General features: G+C 65.4%; 17 protein-coding genes. 6 read left to right on the top strand and 11 right to left on the bottom strand.

Annotation, left to right across the window (positions count from 1 at the left end; genetic code table 11):
* Positions 1–189: 189 nt before the first annotated feature.
* Together ACNPP0_RS26300 and ACNPP0_RS26295 are read left to right on the top strand one after the other, a co-directional pair.
* Positions 190–615 (top strand): CopD family protein, encoded by a 426-nt coding sequence (locus ACNPP0_RS26300; RefSeq protein WP_448707449.1) that lies wholly within the window; start codon positions 190–192, stop codon positions 613–615.
* Positions 616–769: 154 nt separating this feature from the next.
* Positions 770–967: a hypothetical protein gene (locus ACNPP0_RS26295; RefSeq protein ID WP_332608811.1), complete on the top strand. Its 198-nt coding sequence runs from the start codon at positions 770–772 to the stop codon at positions 965–967.
* Between the two features lie 110 nt (positions 968–1,077).
* Here ACNPP0_RS26295 and ACNPP0_RS26290 read toward each other — a convergent pair whose 3' ends face one another.
* Both ACNPP0_RS26290 and ACNPP0_RS26285 read right to left on the bottom strand, forming a co-directional pair.
* Entirely contained in the window at positions 1,078–1,848 is a 771-nt protein-coding gene (locus ACNPP0_RS26290; protein ID WP_448707448.1) for a hypothetical protein, read from the bottom strand.
* Positions 1,849–2,078: 230 nt separating this feature from the next.
* Positions 2,079–2,525: a hypothetical protein gene (locus ACNPP0_RS26285; RefSeq protein ID WP_332608809.1), complete on the bottom strand. Its 447-nt coding sequence runs from the start codon at positions 2,523–2,525 to the stop codon at positions 2,079–2,081.
* A 287-nt stretch (positions 2,526–2,812) separates the two neighbouring features.
* Here ACNPP0_RS26285 and ppk2 point away from each other — a divergent pair, with 287 nt between their 5' ends.
* Positions 2,813–4,066 (top strand): polyphosphate kinase 2, encoded by a 1,254-nt coding sequence (gene ppk2 / locus ACNPP0_RS26280; RefSeq protein ID WP_448707447.1) that lies wholly within the window; start codon positions 2,813–2,815, stop codon positions 4,064–4,066.
* A 4-nt stretch (positions 4,067–4,070) separates the two neighbouring features.
* Here ppk2 and ACNPP0_RS26275 read toward each other — a convergent pair whose 3' ends face one another.
* The 5 genes from ACNPP0_RS26275 to ACNPP0_RS26255 form a co-directional block, all read right to left on the bottom strand.
* Positions 4,071–4,424: a DOPA 4,5-dioxygenase family protein gene (locus ACNPP0_RS26275; RefSeq protein WP_332608807.1), complete on the bottom strand. Its 354-nt coding sequence runs from the start codon at positions 4,422–4,424 to the stop codon at positions 4,071–4,073.
* Positions 4,425–4,439: 15 nt separating this feature from the next.
* On the bottom strand, positions 4,440–4,802 hold the full coding sequence (locus ACNPP0_RS26270; protein WP_448707446.1) for a translation initiation factor Sui1: 363 nt from the start codon (positions 4,800–4,802) through the stop codon (positions 4,440–4,442).
* A complete protein-coding gene (hslR, locus tag ACNPP0_RS26265) occupies positions 4,802–5,182 on the bottom strand; it encodes an Hsp15 family ribosome-associated heat shock protein (RefSeq protein WP_046805362.1) in 381 nt (126 codons plus the stop codon). The genes ACNPP0_RS26270 and hslR overlap by 1 nt, the downstream gene beginning before the upstream one ends.
* Before the next feature lie 215 nt (positions 5,183–5,397).
* Positions 5,398–6,387, bottom strand: a complete 990-nt coding sequence (locus ACNPP0_RS26260) for a tripartite tricarboxylate transporter substrate binding protein (protein ID WP_332608806.1) — start codon at positions 6,385–6,387, stop codon at positions 5,398–5,400.
* Positions 6,384–7,385, bottom strand: a complete 1,002-nt coding sequence (locus ACNPP0_RS26255) for an amidohydrolase family protein (protein WP_448707445.1) — start codon at positions 7,383–7,385, stop codon at positions 6,384–6,386. The genes ACNPP0_RS26260 and ACNPP0_RS26255 overlap by 4 nt, the downstream gene beginning before the upstream one ends.
* A 116-nt stretch (positions 7,386–7,501) precedes the next feature.
* On the opposite strand from ACNPP0_RS26255, the gene ACNPP0_RS26250 reads away from it, so the two are divergent.
* Complete coding sequence (locus tag ACNPP0_RS26250; protein ID WP_046805359.1) at positions 7,502–8,389, top strand: LysR family transcriptional regulator; 888 nt, start codon at positions 7,502–7,504, stop codon at positions 8,387–8,389.
* Between the two features lie 132 nt (positions 8,390–8,521).
* Positions 8,522–10,369, top strand: a complete 1,848-nt coding sequence (locus ACNPP0_RS26245) for an ABC transporter ATP-binding protein/permease (RefSeq protein WP_448707444.1) — start codon at positions 8,522–8,524, stop codon at positions 10,367–10,369.
* A 3-nt stretch (positions 10,370–10,372) separates the two neighbouring features.
* Here ACNPP0_RS26245 and ACNPP0_RS26240 read toward each other — a convergent pair whose 3' ends face one another.
* From ACNPP0_RS26240 to ACNPP0_RS26225, 4 genes are all read right to left on the bottom strand, one after another.
* Positions 10,373–11,176 carry an aspartate dehydrogenase gene (locus tag ACNPP0_RS26240; RefSeq protein WP_332608802.1) on the bottom strand — a complete coding sequence of 268 codons (804 nt, stop codon included), beginning with the start codon at positions 11,174–11,176 and terminating at the stop codon, positions 10,373–10,375.
* A gap of 144 nt (positions 11,177–11,320) precedes the next feature.
* Positions 11,321–12,715 (bottom strand): amidohydrolase, encoded by a 1,395-nt coding sequence (locus tag ACNPP0_RS26235; protein ID WP_448707443.1) that lies wholly within the window; start codon positions 12,713–12,715, stop codon positions 11,321–11,323.
* Positions 12,716–12,866: 151 nt separating this feature from the next.
* A complete protein-coding gene (locus tag ACNPP0_RS26230; RefSeq protein WP_448707442.1) occupies positions 12,867–13,841 on the bottom strand; it encodes a Bug family tripartite tricarboxylate transporter substrate binding protein in 975 nt (324 codons plus the stop codon).
* A 236-nt stretch (positions 13,842–14,077) separates the two neighbouring features.
* Positions 14,078–15,475: a carboxylesterase/lipase family protein gene (locus ACNPP0_RS26225; protein ID WP_448707441.1), complete on the bottom strand. Its 1,398-nt coding sequence runs from the start codon at positions 15,473–15,475 to the stop codon at positions 14,078–14,080.
* 531 nt (positions 15,476–16,006) lie between these two features.
* Between ACNPP0_RS26225 and ACNPP0_RS26220 the strand changes: the two genes are divergently transcribed.
* Positions 16,007–16,367 (top strand): contractile injection system protein, VgrG/Pvc8 family (locus ACNPP0_RS26220; protein WP_448707440.1); only part of this gene is annotated, 361 nt, incomplete at its 3' end.

Genomic DNA, 16,367 nt, shown 5'->3' with positions numbered 1-16,367 from the left:
GTCGGCGGCGCCGCTGCCGGCCCCGCAGCGTCCGTGTCCTCCACCGGCAACTGAGCCCTGACGCGCACGCCGGACCCGGCTGCACGCCGGCGCGCTCTCCGGCATGTCATCTGGCCTGTCATCCGCCGCGACCGACATGCCGCCGCGGCCGACTACTGCCCGCCGCTGCATCCGGCGATAATGCCGGCCATGACTTATCAACTGCTGAAAATGGCCCACGTGGCCGCCGTGGTGGCCTGGCTGGGGGGCTCGCTATTTGTTTCGCTGTTCCTGCTGTCGTCAGCGCCGCAAGAGGGCGATGAAGCGCCCAAGGAACGCAAGATGCTTGGCGCGCTGCGTCGTTGGACCTTGTGGGTGACCACGCCCGCGATGGTCGTGTCGTGGCTGATCGGCCTGCATCTGGCGATGACATTCGGCTGGTTCGCCATGAACTGGCTCTGGGTCAAGGCAGGTTTCGCCTTGGCGCTGTCGGCGCTGCTTGGCATCCAGAGCGCGTCGTTGCGTCGCATGGCCAACGGTACGCTCAAGCGCCCGCCGATGGTGGACTTCTACGCGCCGTTCACCGTCATTGCCTGCGGCGTCATCGTGACGCTGGTGCTGGTGAAGCCGTTCTGACGGTGGCGCGCAATATCGACCCCGGCTTGTAATAAGGATTCAACCAAGTCGTCGTTGGCGCACGGCTGCCGGCTGCCTAGAATCGTCTGTCCTGTCCGCGCACGCTTTCCATTGCACGGACGTATCCGCGCAAGACCGCGAAGGCGATTCGATCATGACAACCCGCACTGTCCAGACCGACGCGGGCCGGGAAGACGGCAACGCGTCGCCACGCAAGCCCAGCCACCGAAGCTGGCTCCGGGCGCTGCTTGGCGCCGCGCTGGATGCGGCGTCGATGTTTCATGGGCCGGATTTTCCGGCGGACCCCAGCGCTTTCAACAACAAGCGTCCGCGCCAAGCTTCCCGCCACTGACGGGCGGCTGCGCGCCGGCAGCGCCAGGTGGCGCTACGGCAGCACCGCTGCAACACCAAGGCAACACCAAGGCAACACCACGGCAACACCACGGCAACACCACGGCACCGCTATGGCAGCGCCGAGAACAAATTGGCCAACTGTTGCTTGCCCAGCTTTTCCTGTTCGGTCGCCATGGTGTTGATGGCCGCCATATGCGCGTAAAAGCGCTTCAGGTCAGCGTCGCGTTCAAACATCAGTTCGTCGTGATCCGCGTACCAATACTGACGGTTGTCGTCCAGCAGCGTGATCATCTGGCCAAACTCTTGCAGGATGCGCGTTTCCAGCAGCCACACCTTGCCCAGGCTGTCGCTGCGGCGCGCCAGCGTAGAGGTCAGCGTCGCCATCATTTTCTGTTTTTCGGGTTCCCGAATGGCCAGCGACCGGATCAGCTCGGGCATGTCTTTCAACACCTGCATGCTTTGATCGCGGTATTTCGGCACCAGCCGTTCGGCAAGCTCAAGAATCATGCGGCTTTCCACCAGCCCCGTGTCCAGCGCCAGCCGATGCGCGTCCAGCAGCCGGGGCATGCCGATGTCTTTCAGCTCATTCAGATAGGCCTTGTGCTGCGCGACGCGCTCGCTGGCCACGGTCTTGATCGCGCGTTCCAGCTCGCCGTAAAAGCCTTTCGCCTTGGGGGTGGGGTCGATGGAGGGCAGGTTGTCCGGCACGCCGTCGCCGCCCGTCACCATCTGGTTAAGCGTGTCGGCCACCTTGCGGATTTCAGCGGTGGCGACTTTTTCTTCCGCGCGTTCGCCCATCCGGTTCCAACCCACGGCCAAGCCCAGCGCCAGCAGAATCAGCGCGGCCCCCGTTAGCAAGCGCCGGCTGTCACGACGCACGCGCAAGCGCCTGAAAAGCGTAAGGGTGTCTTCCTGCGGAGTCATGGCGCACCAAGATTGGGGTCATAGGGCATGAATGTAGTGAGCGGGCCAGCACGCGTCAACGCGCGCCGGTAGCGGTAACGGTCTGGCGAGGGTCAACGGCCGGTCCGCGGCCGCTCTACGGCGGGTCTACGGCCGGTCCAGCGCCGGTCTACCGCAAGTGCCGTGCCGGACTCGCCCGCCGGGCGTTATGACGCGGCGGCATCGCGCCGCCACGCCGCCCATTCGCCTTCGCCTTCAAAGTGGCGGGGGCCGCGCGCCGCGGTGGCCAGCCCCTCTTGCAGCACGCCCATGTCCAGCCCCGGCAGGTTGCGGAGCAGTGCGGGCGGCAAGTTCCTGGCGTCAAGCAGGCGCTCGTCCAGAATCACCCGCATCATGTCGCCGTCGTCACAGCGCACCCATAGGTACCAAAGGCTTTCCATGTAGTCGCCGGACCAGGGGTCGGGGTATATCGCGGGGCGAAACGAGAAGCCGAATTCGTGCACGTCCGCCCAGGCCCAGTGCTCTTGCAGGCCTATCGCGCGCGCCAGTTCGCAGTGCCGGGTGAAGCCGGTGTCGTCAAAGCTGACCGACTGCCGGAATGGGTCTTCCACGGGGGGCGGACCGGACAGAAAGCGCTTGATGCGTGACCACATGGGATAGGGGATGGGAATCGGGGAAGGAAATCGGGGAAGGAAATCGGGGAAGGAAATCTGGGGAAGGGAATCGGAGAAGAAACTCGGGCGCGCGCGGGCTGGCCGTGCCAGGGACGTTTACGGGAGTGTAGCGGGCGCACACTCATGTAATAAATGTTACAACGTTTGATTCTCGTCAATCCCATGCGGTCTACAAGCGGGTAGGGTGGCGCCTTGCCTCTTGGGGCGTCCCGTAACGGGGCGACACCGGCGTGGGGCAGACGACCAGCGCAGCCAGGACAGGATCGATGACAGACAAGACACCGCAAGCAGCCTCCAAGCAAGACGTTGCCGTGACACCGCGCAAGCGCGGCACCGCGTCGCCCGGCGCCAAGCGAAGCGCCGCAATCGCCAAGGCGGCGGGGGCCGGCCCGGCGACGAAGACGGCTTCCAAGGCGCGTTCCAAAGCAACTTCCAAAGCGACCTCCAAAGCGACCTCCAAAGCGACCTCCGAGACGGCTTCCCGCCCCGCCATCAAGCAGCCTTCCGAGCACACTCTGCTGGCGCGCAAGAAAGTCGTGGCGCGTGAAGACGCTGCTCGCCAGGAAGCGGTGTCGGTGCTGGCTGACATTGCGCGGCGCTACAACGTGGTGCCACAGGCGCAAGCCCACGAGGCGCTGCGGTCCGTTATTGAAGAACTGTCGCCCGATGACGCACGCGCCGTGCATCGCGCCTTGCTGGAGGCAAACGCGCAGGCCCCGGCCGTGCGCCGCAACCCCGACGAAGAGCTGGCGACGGACTGGCGGGACGGCATCTATCCGTATCGCAACCGCATGCTGCGCCGCAACTACGAAAAGCAGAAATACCAATTGCAGGTCGAACTGTTGAAGCTGCAAGCCTGGGTAAAAGCGACGGGCCAGCGCGTGGTGATCCTCTTTGAAGGCCGCGACGCGGCGGGCAAGGGCGGCACCATCAAACGCATGATGGAACATTTGAACCCGCGCGGCGCGCGCGTGGTGGCCCTGGAAAAGCCGTCGGACACGGAAAAAGGCCAGTGGTATTTCCAGCGCTACGTGCAGCATCTGCCCACCGCCGGCGAGATCGTGATGTTCGATCGGTCCTGGTACAACCGCGCGGGTGTTGAGCGCGTGATGGGCTTTTGCACGCAGCAGGAATATTTGGACTTTCTGCGTCAGGTGCCCGACTTTGAACGGCACCTGGTGTCCAGCGGCATCCACCTGGTGAAGTTCTGGTTTTCGGTCAGCCAGGAAGAACAGCGCCGCCGCTTCCTGCAACGCAAGGTGCACCCGCTGAAGCAGTGGAAATTAAGCCCCGTGGACCTGGCGTCGCTGGACAAATGGGACGATTACACGCGCGCCAAAGAGGCGATGTTCGCGCATACCGATACCGCGGACGCGCCGTGGATCGTGGTCAAGTCGGACTGCAAGAAGCGCGCGCGGCTGAACGCCATGCGCTATGTCTTGAGCCGCCTGCCGTACGAAGGCAAAAGCGCCGAACCCGGCCTGGCGCTGGACCCCTTGATCGTGGGCCGCGCGCTGTAAGCGCTTAGCCGCCCAGCGCGGCCAGGTTCAACGTGTGGCTATGCCCGATCCACACCGCGCAATCGCGGTGGTCGCGCAGCGAATCGCCCGTGTTCGGATGCATGAATACGTCCAGCGCGCCGTGGTTCAACGTCAACCACGTGGCGATCTCGGCCAAGTGCGTGGGGCCGAAGGCAATCTGATAGCTCCATTGCGGGTGCGGGCCGACGGGGCGCTCATGGAAGCGCCCCATTTCCATCTTGCCGTCGAAGTGCACCACCACGCGTTCGCGTAACGCAAACGCGGCATCGCGGCTGGCCGCGTCGAAGTACACATGGGCGTGCCAGCTGGTCACGCCGCTTACTGCCAGATCGTTCATGGTTGTCTCGTTGATTCAGCCGCCGGCGCGCTTGGCGCGATGGCCGCTGGTAGTCAGCACTTCGATGATGCGCGCGCAGTGGTCGCCCTGCACTTCGATCACCCCGTCCTTGACCGTGCCGCCCGACCCGCAGGCCGTGCGCAATTGCTTGCCCAGCACGGCCAGCGCCATCGGGTCCAGCGCCAGGCCCCGCACCACGGTCACGCTTTTGCCACCCCGGCCCTTGGTCTCGCGTGACACGCGGGCAACGCCGGCGCCCGCGTGTGCGCCGCGCGCCGCCGCCTGGCATTGGCATTGCGCCAGTGGCTGGCGGCATTGCGGGCACATGCGGCCGCTTTCGGTGGAATAGACCAGCCCGCCGGTGGTTGCGCGCTTCATCACTTGCCCCGCATCAGGTCGATCAGGCGGCGGTCACGCTTGGTGGGCCGGCCGGTTTCGATGCCCAGCGCGGGCTCTGGCGCCAGCCGCCGCATTTCCGCCGCGCGTTCGCGGGCGGCGATGCTGTCCGGCGTTTCCTCATACAGCAGGCGTGCCACCGGCGCGGGGCCGCGCACGCCGCTGACCGCAACCACCTTCACCTGTAGCGCCGGGTCTTCCTTGCGGATGGTGATGCGGTCGCCGGGCGCGACCTCGCGCGACGGTTTGGCGGCCTGGTCGTTCACGAAGACGCGACCCTTGCCGATCTCTTGCACGGCCAGGCTGCGCGTCTTGTAAAAGCGCGCGGCCCATAGCCATTTGTCGAGTCGAATCTTGTCCATGTTGCTGCTCTTTGCGTGGGTTCTAGCCAAGCCGCAATCATAGCGCCGGGATGCAGGCACAAAAAAAGCGCCCTTTGGGGCGCTGGGGTGCTGCGGTGTAGCGGTGCTGGGTTGCAGTGCTGTGTTGCTGGGTTGCTATGTTGCTGGGTTGCTATGTTGCTGCGTTGCGATGTAGCGGTGCAGCGGTGTAGCGGGGCCGCTGGCCCGCCCCGCTTTTAATCCAGTTTCAGATTGGCTTCGTTCACCACGCGCTGCCATTTGGCAATTTCGGCGCGGCGGAACGTGTCCAATTCGGCCGGCGTCGAACCGATGGGCTCCGCGCCGATACCCGCAAGCTGCTCGGCGATGGCCGGATCGCGCAGCACCTTGGCCAGCGCTTGCGACACCTTGTCCACAATGGCCGGCGGCGTGCCGGCGGGGGCGAACACGGCGTTCCATTCGTACGTCTCGTAGCCCGGCACGCCGGATTCCGCGATGGTGGGCAAGTCGGGCGCCGTCTTGGACCGTTCCAGCCCGCCGACCGCCACCGCGCGCAGCTTGCCGTTCTTCACGTGTTGCCAGGCCGAGCCCATGCTGGCGAACATGACGGGCACCTGGCCCGACATGACGTCGATCATGGCCGGGCCGCCGCCCTTGTAGGCCACGTGCTGCAAATGCGTCTTGGCCAGCAGGTTGAACAATTCCCCGGCCAGGTGCTGGGCCGACCCCGGGCCTGCCGACGCGAAGTACACCTGCTCTTTCTGTCCGGGCTGGCCCAGCCTGATCAGGTCGGCCACCGACTTCACTTCGTACGACGGCGTGACGACCAGCACGTTGGGCACGCGCAACAGCAGCGACACGGGCGCGAAAGCGCTCAGCGTATCGAACTGCATCTTGGAATGCAGCGCGGGATTCTGCGCGTGGTTGGACGCGTCCAGCATCAGCGTGTAGCCGTCGGGCTGCGCCTTGGCGACAACCGCGCCGCCGATCATGCCGCCCGCGCCGCCGCGGTTTTCGATGACCACGGGCTGGCCAAGTTCGGCGGCCAGCTTGGGGCCGATCAGGCGCGCCACCACGTCTACCGTGCCGCCCGGCGGGTATGTCACGACCAGCGTGACGGCGCGTTCGGGGTAGGCGGCGGACGCGGTAGCGCCCGCACCCGCCAGCAGGCCGGCGGCGGCCAGCATCGCGCTGTTACGCGCCAGACGTTTGATGAAGGGGGTCATGATTTGTCTCCTGGGAGGTGGATCTGGTTTTGGTTTTGGGTTTCGCCTTGGGACTGGCCTTGGGTCTGGCCCTGGGTCTGGCTTTGGGTCCGGTCTTGGATCTTGAATAGCTGCATCGGCGTGTCCGCCAGCACGATGCGTCGCTGCGTGGCGTCGTCGATCCACGCGTCCAGCCACTGCGTCGCAGCGGGGTAGGACGCCAGGTGGCGGTGTTCGGTGTGGGGCCAGTCGCTACCCCACAGCAACCGCTTGGCCGTATAGGCGGCCAGCAGCAGCTGGGCAGCCTGACGGCCGGCAACGCCGTAATCGGGGATGCCCGGGCGAAGGGCGAGGCCGGTGAGCGCGGACGGGGCGGTGGGCGCGTTGGCATCGGCGCGGTCGGCACTGTCCGCTACCGGCCAATTGCGGTAGGGCGCCGACAGCTTCACCCATACCTGCCCGCTTTCGGCCTGTTGCAGCAGGTAGGCAAAGCCCGGGTCCGACACGCCCAGCGCCGGGTCAGGCCGACCGAAGTGATCGACAACCACGCGGCAGCCCGCTGCCAGCAACGCGGGCAACACGTCGCCGAGCCGGCCCGCTTGCACGTGCACCTCAATATGCCAGCCCAGCCCGTTTACGCGCGCCAGCAAAGCCTGCCAGTGTGGGGTTTGCAGCTCGGGCGTGGGCAGGCCGATCAGGTTCAGCCGTATGCCCACGACACCGGCGTTGGCCAACGCCTGCAACTGCGCGTCGCTGGCTTCAGGGGACACGACGGCCACACCGCGCAGGCGCTGCGGGGCCGCGCGCAACGCTTGCACCAGGTGGCTGTTGTCGGTGCCCAGGAAGCTGGGCTGCACCAGTACGCCGTGGCTCATTCCATAGGCGTCCAGCAACGCCAGGTACTGCTCCAGCGTGGCGTCGTAATCGGGGGTATGGCGGCGGGTGTCCGCCAGCGCCAGGCCTTGCCGGAAAACATGGGCATGGGTGTCGACGGCAACGCCAAGGGGGGGCGGGGGCAACGCGGTCTCCTGTCTTATGCGCCGGCGTGGCCGCGCGCTGTTCTATGAGGCGGATTCTAGGCAGCGCGGGTATAGTTTTCTATTGGCTAAAACCGCTTTTTATATATCGGAACAATATGGAAACCCGGCATTTGCGGTATTTTCTGGCGGTGGTGGACCATGGCAGCGTCAGCCGCGCGTCGGAATGGCTGGGCATCGCACAACCCGCGCTGAGCCAGGCCCTGGGCCGCATGGAAAAGGACCTGGGCGTGCGTCTCTTCGACCGCTCGCGCCAAGGCGCCGCGCCCACGCCCGCCGCGCTGGCCATCCTGGAAGACGTGCGCATCAGCGTGGCCCGCATCGACGCGGCGGCCCATCGCGCGCGCGAGATCGGGCGCGGCAGCGCGGGGCAGTTGACCGTGGGGCTTGTGTCGTCCGCGCTGTTCGACACGCTGCCGCGCGCGTTACGCGAAATGCGTCGGCAGGCGCCGGGCGTGCGGGTGATCCTGCGCGAGATGAGCAACGCCGAACAGGCGGATGCGCTGCAAACCGGCGAAATCGATATCGGCCTGATGCACACGCCTGTCGCAGTGGGCGGACGCATGCGCGAACGTCAGCTGCTGCGCGACCGGCTGGTGGCGGCGGTGCCGGACGAGTTCGATGTGGCGGACGATGGCACGGTAACGATGGCGCAAATTGCACAAGCCGGCCTGGTGATGTATCCGCAAGCGCAATTGCCGGCGTTCTATGCCGGCATCATGGACGCGATGCGCAAGGGCGGCCATGCGGTGCAGGTCGCGCAAGAGGCCAACCGCACGCTGACCGTGTTGTCGTGCGTGGCCGGCGGTTGCGGCGTGGCGCTGTTGCCCAGCTGGATCCGTACGATGAATTTTGGCGGCGTCCGTTTTTGCGAAGTGCGCGATGGACAGGCGCTGCCCAGTTTCGACCTGAGCGCCATCTGGCCCGCCCGATCCGTGCCCACGCTGGCCGACGTCTTCGCCAATCTGGACCTGGGCAGAGGCTGATTTCCGCCCATCTTTCAATGCGCCTTCAGTTGCCCCGCCAGAACGCTTAAGCGACGCTTAAAGCGGCAGTTTTCGTGGAACCCGGCGCACGCCTCCCGTCTAACCAGAAACGGTTTCGAATGGGGTGCGCCAATGGATCTGAACTGGCAGCAGCAGTTGATGGAAAGCGCCATCTGGCTGGCGCAAGCGTTTGGCATCACGGCCGTCGTGCTGGTGGCCGTGGCTGTCGTGCTGGCACGCACGACGGATTGGGGGCAAAAATTTTGGCGCCTGGCGTGGCCGTATCTGACGCCCCGGCGCAGTTGGCGGCCGCTGCTGATGCTGGCGTTGTTGCTGCTGTTGGCGATGGCCGCCGTGCGCATGACGGTGCTGTTTTCGTTTTGGTACAACGGCTTCTACAGCGCGTTGCAAGCGCTGGACCAAAGCGCGTTCTGGCGCTTCCTGGGCATCTTTTCGGTATTGGCCTGTGTGCATGTGGTGCGCTCGCTGGCGGACAGCTACGCCGGCCAGGCCTTCGACATTCATTGGCGCGTCTGGCTGAACGACCGCCTGACGCACGACTGGTTGGGCGCGGGCGCGTACTACCGAGGCCACTTTGTTGAAGAACCGGTCGACAACCCCGATCAGCGTATCGAGCAAGACATCGCCATGTTCGTGACGGGCTCGCGCACGTTGGCCATCGGCGCGTTAAGCGCGATGGTGTCGCTGGTGGCGTTCACGGGCATCCTGTGGGGGCTGTCCGGGCCGCTGACCGTGGCAGGTGTCGAAATTCCCCGCGCGATGGTCTTCGTCGTGTTCCTGTACGTAATCGTCGCGACCTGGTTTGCCTTCAAGATCGGCCGACCGCTGATCCGCCTGAATTTTCTGTCTGAACGATTGACGGCCAATTTCCGCTATGCGCTGGTGCGGCTGCGCGAGAACGCCGAAAACGTCGCGTTCTATCAAGGCGAAGCCGTAGAAAGCCGGAACCTGTTGCAGCGGTTTTCCGCCTACATCGTCAACCTGTGGGCACGCGTGTACCGGGGCTTGAAGTTCGACGGTTTCAACTTGTCGGTCAGCCAGGTGGCCGTGGTGTTCCCGTTCATCTTGCAGGCCCCACGCTTCTTCAGTGGCGCCATCAAGCTGGGTGACGTGATTCAAACGTCGCAGGCGTTCGGGCAGGTGCAGGATGCGCTGTCATTCTTTCGCACGTCGTACGACACCTTTGCGCAGTACCGCGCCACGCTGGACCGTCTGAACGGTTTCCTGGATGCCAACGAAGCGGCGCGCGCGTTGCCGACGGTGCATACCGAACCCTTGCGCAACGGCCTGGACATTGACGGCGTCACGGTCAGGCGGCCTGACGGCAGCACCTTGCTGCGCGAGTTGACGCTGCGCCTGCGGCCGGGCCAGACCCTGCTGATCAAGGGGCCGTCGGGCAGCGGCAAGACGACGTTGCTGCGTGCGCTGGCGGGCTTGTGGCCGTATGCACAGGGCCGGGTGCGGCGGCCGGAAGGAGCGCTGGCGTTGTTCCTGTCGCAGCGGCCGTATCTGCCGCTGGGCGACCTGCGCAGTGCCGTGGCGTATCCCGGACACGCACAGCCGCAAGACGATGCGCGCCTGGCGCAGGCGTTGCATCAGGTCAACCTGGGCCACTTGAGCCAACGCCTGGACGAGGCCGCGGATTGGTCGCGCATCTTGTCGATTGGCGAGCAGCAGCGCGTGGCCTTTGCCCGCGTGCTGTTCAACCGACCGGCGATCGTGTTCCTGGACGAAGCAACATCCGCTACCGACGAAGGCCTGGAACATTCGCTATACAGCCTGCTGCGCAGCGCCTTGCCCGATTGCATGCTGGTCAGCGTGGGCCATCGCAGCACGCTGGACCCGTTCCACACGCACCGGCTGCAACTGGACGGCGCGGGCGGCTGGACGATGGGGCCGATCGGACCGATGGACCCGTATGGCCCGCCGCAGGCGGCGGCGCTGCGCGAGGCGGCGTGATGCTTAAGTGCCCACGCGCAGCGGGCCGGTCAGCTTGCGCAACGCGGCAACGACGCTTTGCGCGGTGATGCGGCCGGTCTTGGGATTGGCGGAAGGGATGTTCTGTATTTCCATCGAGAAATTTGCCGAATCGGACACGACTTCCACGCGGTGCACGTTACGTTCCAGCGACGGGTCGGCCCAGATTTCCAGCGTGGTGCGATCCGGCCCGATGCCGGCCAGCGACACACTGACCGCCACATTCAGGTTGGCGGGAAAACCCGTGGCGGCATCGCGCGGCGAGCCTCGGAAAATCAGGCGGGGTTCCGTGACGTCGTCAAGGCTGATGTTGTTGTCCGTCAGGTAGGGCGCGCCCAACAGCCCGCGCGGGGGCTTGCGGGTGATCATCGTGACCGAATGGATGACGCCTTCGGCGGCGGCCGTGATCGCATCCAGCCCCAGGATGGCGCCGGACGGCACCAGGATCTGCCCGTGATGCTGGCGCGCCACTTCGATCAGGTCTTCATTGGCCAGCAAGGCGCCGGAACTGAGCACCACCAGCTTCTTGCCGGCGCGCAGCACAGGTTCGGCAATGCTGCGAAACACGGCGGCGGGTGCGCATTCAACAACGACGTCGCAATGTTCGTGCAGGGCGTCCAGCGTGGTGAATTTGGGGGCCGCCTGGGTCCAGGCGAAGTCGGGCGCGGCCTTGGGGTCGCGCACAGCAACGGCGGCCAGCGCCAGGCCGGGCAGCCCGGCGTCCAGGGATTGCGCCACGGCCTGGCCGATGGCGCCGAAGCCGGCGATGCCGACGCGGTAGCTGTTCATGGTGAATCCGGAAGGTAGGGCCGCGGCGGACCGCAAGCCGGGCTAAGAAAAAAGAACGCCATCGATGCCGATGGCGCAAGATTGCCAGCCACTTTATCCAGCGCCCGGGCGGGCGTCAATGCGTAGCGACCGCAGGCTACCGGCTCAGCCGCCCGACTGTTGTTGCGCGCGCGCCATGTAGTCCACCGTCAGGTTCGACAACGCGCGCACCCCGTTGATCAGGCCGGATTCATCCACGTAAAAGCGCGGCGAATGGTTCGGCGCGGCCTTGTCCACGTCGGTGCCCTTGGGGGTGACACCCAGGTAGAAGAACATGCCCGGCACCTTCTCTTGATAGAACGAGAAGTCCTCGGACGCGGTGGACTTGGGCTGCAAGCCATAGTTGCCTTCGCCTGCCACGCGCCGCAAGGTCGGGCCCATCTTCTCGGTCAACGCCGGGTTGTTGACGGTGGCGTTGTAGAGTTCCACCACGCGCACATCGGCCTTGGCGCCCGCGCTTTGGGCAATCATGTCGGCGGTGCGCGCGATGCGCTGGTGAATGTCCTTCTTCATGCCCTCGTCGTAAGTGCGGATCGTGCCCGTCATGGCCACGCTATCCGGCACGATGTTCATGCGGTTGCCGCCGTGGATGGCGCCCACCGTGATGACGGCCGGCTCCAGCATGCTGTTGATCTGGCGGCTGGGAATGGTCTGCAAACCCAGAATGATCTGCGAGCTGACGACGATAGGGTCGATGCCCGACCACGGGCGCGCGCCATGCGTCTGCTTGCCGGTGACGTCGATCCAGAACTGATCGGCGGCGGCCATGGCCGGACCGCTGCGCCACGACAACCAGCCGGCCGGATACGCGCTGGACACGTGCAAGCCGAAGATGGCGTCCTCCTTGGGATTTTCCAGCACGCCTTCCTGCACCATCATCTTGGCGCCCCAGATCTTCTTGCCGTCGGGCTCGAAGTCGGCGGGGCTTTCCTCGGCGGGCTGGAAGATGAATTTCACGCTGCCGGGCAACTGGTCTTTCATGCCGGCCAGCACTTCGGCCGTGGCCATCAGGATGGCGGTGTGGGTGTCGTGGCCGCAGGCGTGCATCACATCCACTTCCTTGCCCAGGTACGTGCCCTTGGCCTTTGATGCAAACGGCACGTCAACTTGTTCCTTGACGGGCAACGCGTCCATGTCGGCGCGCAGCGCGACCACGGGGCCCGGCTTGCCACCCTTGAGCACCGCGACAACGCCCGTGCCCGCCACGCCCGTCTTCACGTCCATGCCTAGCGCGCGCAGGTGGTCCGCCACCAGCTTGGACGTGCGCGTTTCCTGATTGCCCAGTTCGGGGTGCTGATGAATGTCGCGCCGCCACGCGATGAGCTTGTCTTCGATGGCGCGGGCGCGCGTGTCGATTTGTTCGGACAGCGCGGCGTTGGGGGCGGGCGCAAGCGGCCCCTGCGTGCCGGGGGCGCTTTGCGCGGCTGCCGGGCCGCTGATCAGCAGATGGGCGGCCAGGGCCAGCGGCGCCAGCCGGAATCGCATGTTGCGAGACTGCATGGGTGTTCTCCTCGTGGTTGTTAACCTGTTATTGGACAAGGATCTTACCCAAGCGCCACACCGCCGGCGTGTTTGTTACGGATGCTTAAATTCCGGCTGGTTTGATTCCGAAAGGTGAAATTTTCTCCGTGGGGTTTCTGCCTTGACGTGTCTACTGCAACTTGATGCCCAGCTCCTTGATCAGCGGCTCCATGTCCGCTCGGTCCGCCTTGATCGTGGCCGCCAGTTCTTCCGGCGTGCTGCCGATTGGGATCATGCCCAGCGTTTCCATCTGCGCGCGCATCGCCGGTTCTTTCAGAATGTCCGCCACCGATTTCTGAATCAGCGCCACACGGTCTTGCGGCACACCGGCGGGCGCCATCAAGCCGATCCAGGGTTGCGGGGCGTAGTCTTTCAAGCCCGACTCCTTCAACGTGGGCGTATCGGGCAGGCCGCCAAAGCGTTCCGGACTGGTGATCGCCAACGCGCGCAAGCGGCCGCTGTCGATCAGGCCCTTGGAGCTGGACGGCGCGTCCAGGCCCACGTCCAATTGACCACCTATCAGATCGTTCTGCGTTTTGCCCGACGAGGACGACGGCACGTACAAGGCGCGGATGCCGGCGCGTCGCGCGGTTTGTTCCCAGACCAGATGAAACGCGGTGCCGATGGAAAACGAGCCCACGCTAAGGCTGCGCGTCTTGCTTTCGCGCACGAAGTCGTCCCAGGTCTTAAGCGGACTGTCCTTGGGCACGATGAAGATGAATGGCGTGCGCGCCACCAGCGAAATTGGTTGCAGGTCTTTTTGCGTGTCAAAGGGCAGGCTGTCGACCGCGAAGGGCACGATGGTGACGGACGACGCCACCACCATGCCCAGCGTATAGCCGTCGGGCGCGGACTTGATCAGCGCGCCGGTGCTGATGATGCCGGACGCGCCGGGGCGGTTTTCGACGACGACGGGCTGGCCCCACGCCGCGCCCAGCTTGCTGGCCAGCACGCGCAGCATCACGTCCACCGGGCCGCCGGGCGGGTTGGACACGATGATCTTGACCGGCTTGTCGGGATAGGCGGCTTGCGCGGCCAGCGGCGTCAGCAACGTGAGCATTAGCATCAGTGCCAACGTGCGCATCGGCGCAATGTTCTTAATCATGGAATTCCCCTTGTGTTGTAGGTGTGTACAGAATGTTCGGCGTCAAAGGTCAGGCTTTGGCGTCAGGCATGTGGCGTCCGGCATGTGCCATCCGGCGTGTGACATTTGGCATGTACCCTCCGGCAGTGACATCTGGCACGTGGCGTCTGGCATGTCACATCCGGCAGGTGACATTCGGCAGGTGACATTCGGCAGGTGACATTCGGCAGGTGACATCCGCCGCCCCAAGTCAGCGGTCAGGCAAAGACGTGCAGGTGCGGCGCCATCGGCCAATCGGGTGCGTCGCCGCGTATGAACGCGATCCAAGCCTGCTGCGTCTGCGCGGTCAGGCGCTGGGCGTGGGCCGCGTCCAATCCGGCCAGCATCGGCGCGTCGCCGAACGCGGATACCGTGTCGAACACGAAGGGCAGTTCAATGCTGTGGCACGCCATGAAGCGCGCGGTCGGAGCAACGTCGAAACGCGCCAGCCAGGCTTGACGGCCCTGCGTGGCCGCCGCCCGCGCCCACGCGCGTGACGGTGCGCCGAACACTTGATCGCCGATGGGGTCGTCAAAGGCGGCGACGACGTGGTCAGCGTGGCCGATGTGGTCGACGTGGCCAGGCTTGACGTGGTCGAGGTGGCCGGGGTCGAGTTGGGCGCAGGCGTGGTCATCCGTCGCCGCCTGCCCTTCGGCCTTTGTTGCATTCGCCACGTACCCGGGAAAGGCCGCCATTTCATTGCGCGTGTACGCCACCAGCACGTCGGCGCGGGACACGGCCCGCTGTAGCGCTGGCGCGATGTCCTCGGGCAGCACGTGCCCGTCCAATACCGGGCAGAACTGGCTGCGGCTGCTGCCTTCGGCCCGCAACACCTCTGCGACCGCAGGCGATTGCTGCGCGGCCAGCAAAGCGGAAACGGGAAGCGCGCGCGCGGCGTCCAGCGACGCTACACCGGCCGCTTCCAGAAAGGCCTGGCCTAACGCCTGCGCCTGTGCCGCCGACCGAAACCCCCGGCCCAGCGCGGCGCTTTGCAAGATAGCGCGCGAGAAGCGCGGCTTGCGCGCCAGCATTGCGCAGATCGACGACGCGCCGGCCGACTGTCCCATCACCGTGACGCGTTCGGGGTCGCCGCCCAGGCCCTTGATGTTGTCAAACACCCAATCGATGGCGGCCTCTTGGTCCAACAGGCCCACGTTCGCGGTCTGACCCGGCACGTACAGCCAGCCCAGCGCGGCCAGCCGGTAGTTGACGGCCACCACCACCAGGTCGCCACGCGCAGCCAGGGCGGACCCGTCATACCAGTCCAGCGCGCCGCCGCCGCTTTGCCAGGCGCCGCCATGCAGCCACACGACGACTGGCCGACGCGCGCCGTCCGCGGCCGGCGTCCATACCGTCAGATGCAAACAGTCTTCGGATTGCGGCGCGTTGAAGTCGCCCATGGCATCGCGCAGGCGCGACGGCAGTTGCGGCGCCACGGGGCCGGGCCGTGTGGCGTCCAGTTCCCCTTGCCAGGTCGCGGCTTCAGGTGGCGCAAAACGCAGCTTGCCCACCGGCGGCCGCGCATAGGGAATGGCGCTGAAGCGGCACACGCCGCCGCGTTCCTGCTCACCGGTCAGCGTGCCTGCCGGCAGCGTCGCCTGGACGGTTTGATTCATCGTTGCCCCTGTCTTTTCGTGGTGGCTGTTCATATGGCGCCAAGCTGCCGGCGTCGGGATAGCAGGCCTATGGTAGGGACGAAAGCGGCGCGGCGGACATGCCGGTTTTGATCGAGGCCATGCGAAACCCGCATGGCCGGCCGGGAGGCAAGGGCGGCGTAAAAAGGGCGGCGTAAAAGGGCGGCGTAAAAGGGCGGCGTGAAAGGGCATGCCGGACCAAAGTCGCCCACCGTCGCGCGGGCCAGAATTGACTCGACCGGGCCAATTCTGGCCCAGTGAACCTCCTTAGGAATCAGGCACTTGCAAGACTCCGGGCCAGATCTGGCCTGATTTATTGCAGAACAAGCCGGTTTTCGCGAGGAATCCCTGTGTTTTCACGGGTTTTGGCGCGTTTGGCGATAACCAGGTCCATTTCTTCGCCGTTTACCCTGCACCCGAAATCCTAAGTCGCTGAAAGCATTGGGTTTAACCGGACGCCGTGAAAGTTGGCATGGATGTTGCATAGCTGTGGGGACTTATTCCAGGATCCCCATGGCCCATTCATCCGACCTGCGTTTTACCTTCGTGCCCGCCGCCCGTGGCGTGGCGTTCGACGTTATTGAATTCACGCTGGACGAGGCCCTGTCCGAGACCTATCGGCTGGAGCTTGATTTATCCAGCTTCGACCCCGCCATCGACTTTGGCGCGCTGCTGGATCAAACAGCGCTGTTCACGCTATGGCGGCGCGATGTGCCCGTGCGCCACGTGCACGGCATCGTCACCGCCTTCGAGCAAGGCGACACCGGCTTTCGGCGCACGCGCTACCGCGCCGTGGTCGAACCGTCGCTGGCGCGCGCGGCGCTGTGTTCGGACTGGCGCATCTACCAGCAACTGTCCGTGCCGGAAATCCTGG

The sequence above is a fragment of the Achromobacter semiaridum genome, assembly GCF_053543755.1.
This window is presented reverse-complemented; position numbering and strand designations above follow the sequence as displayed.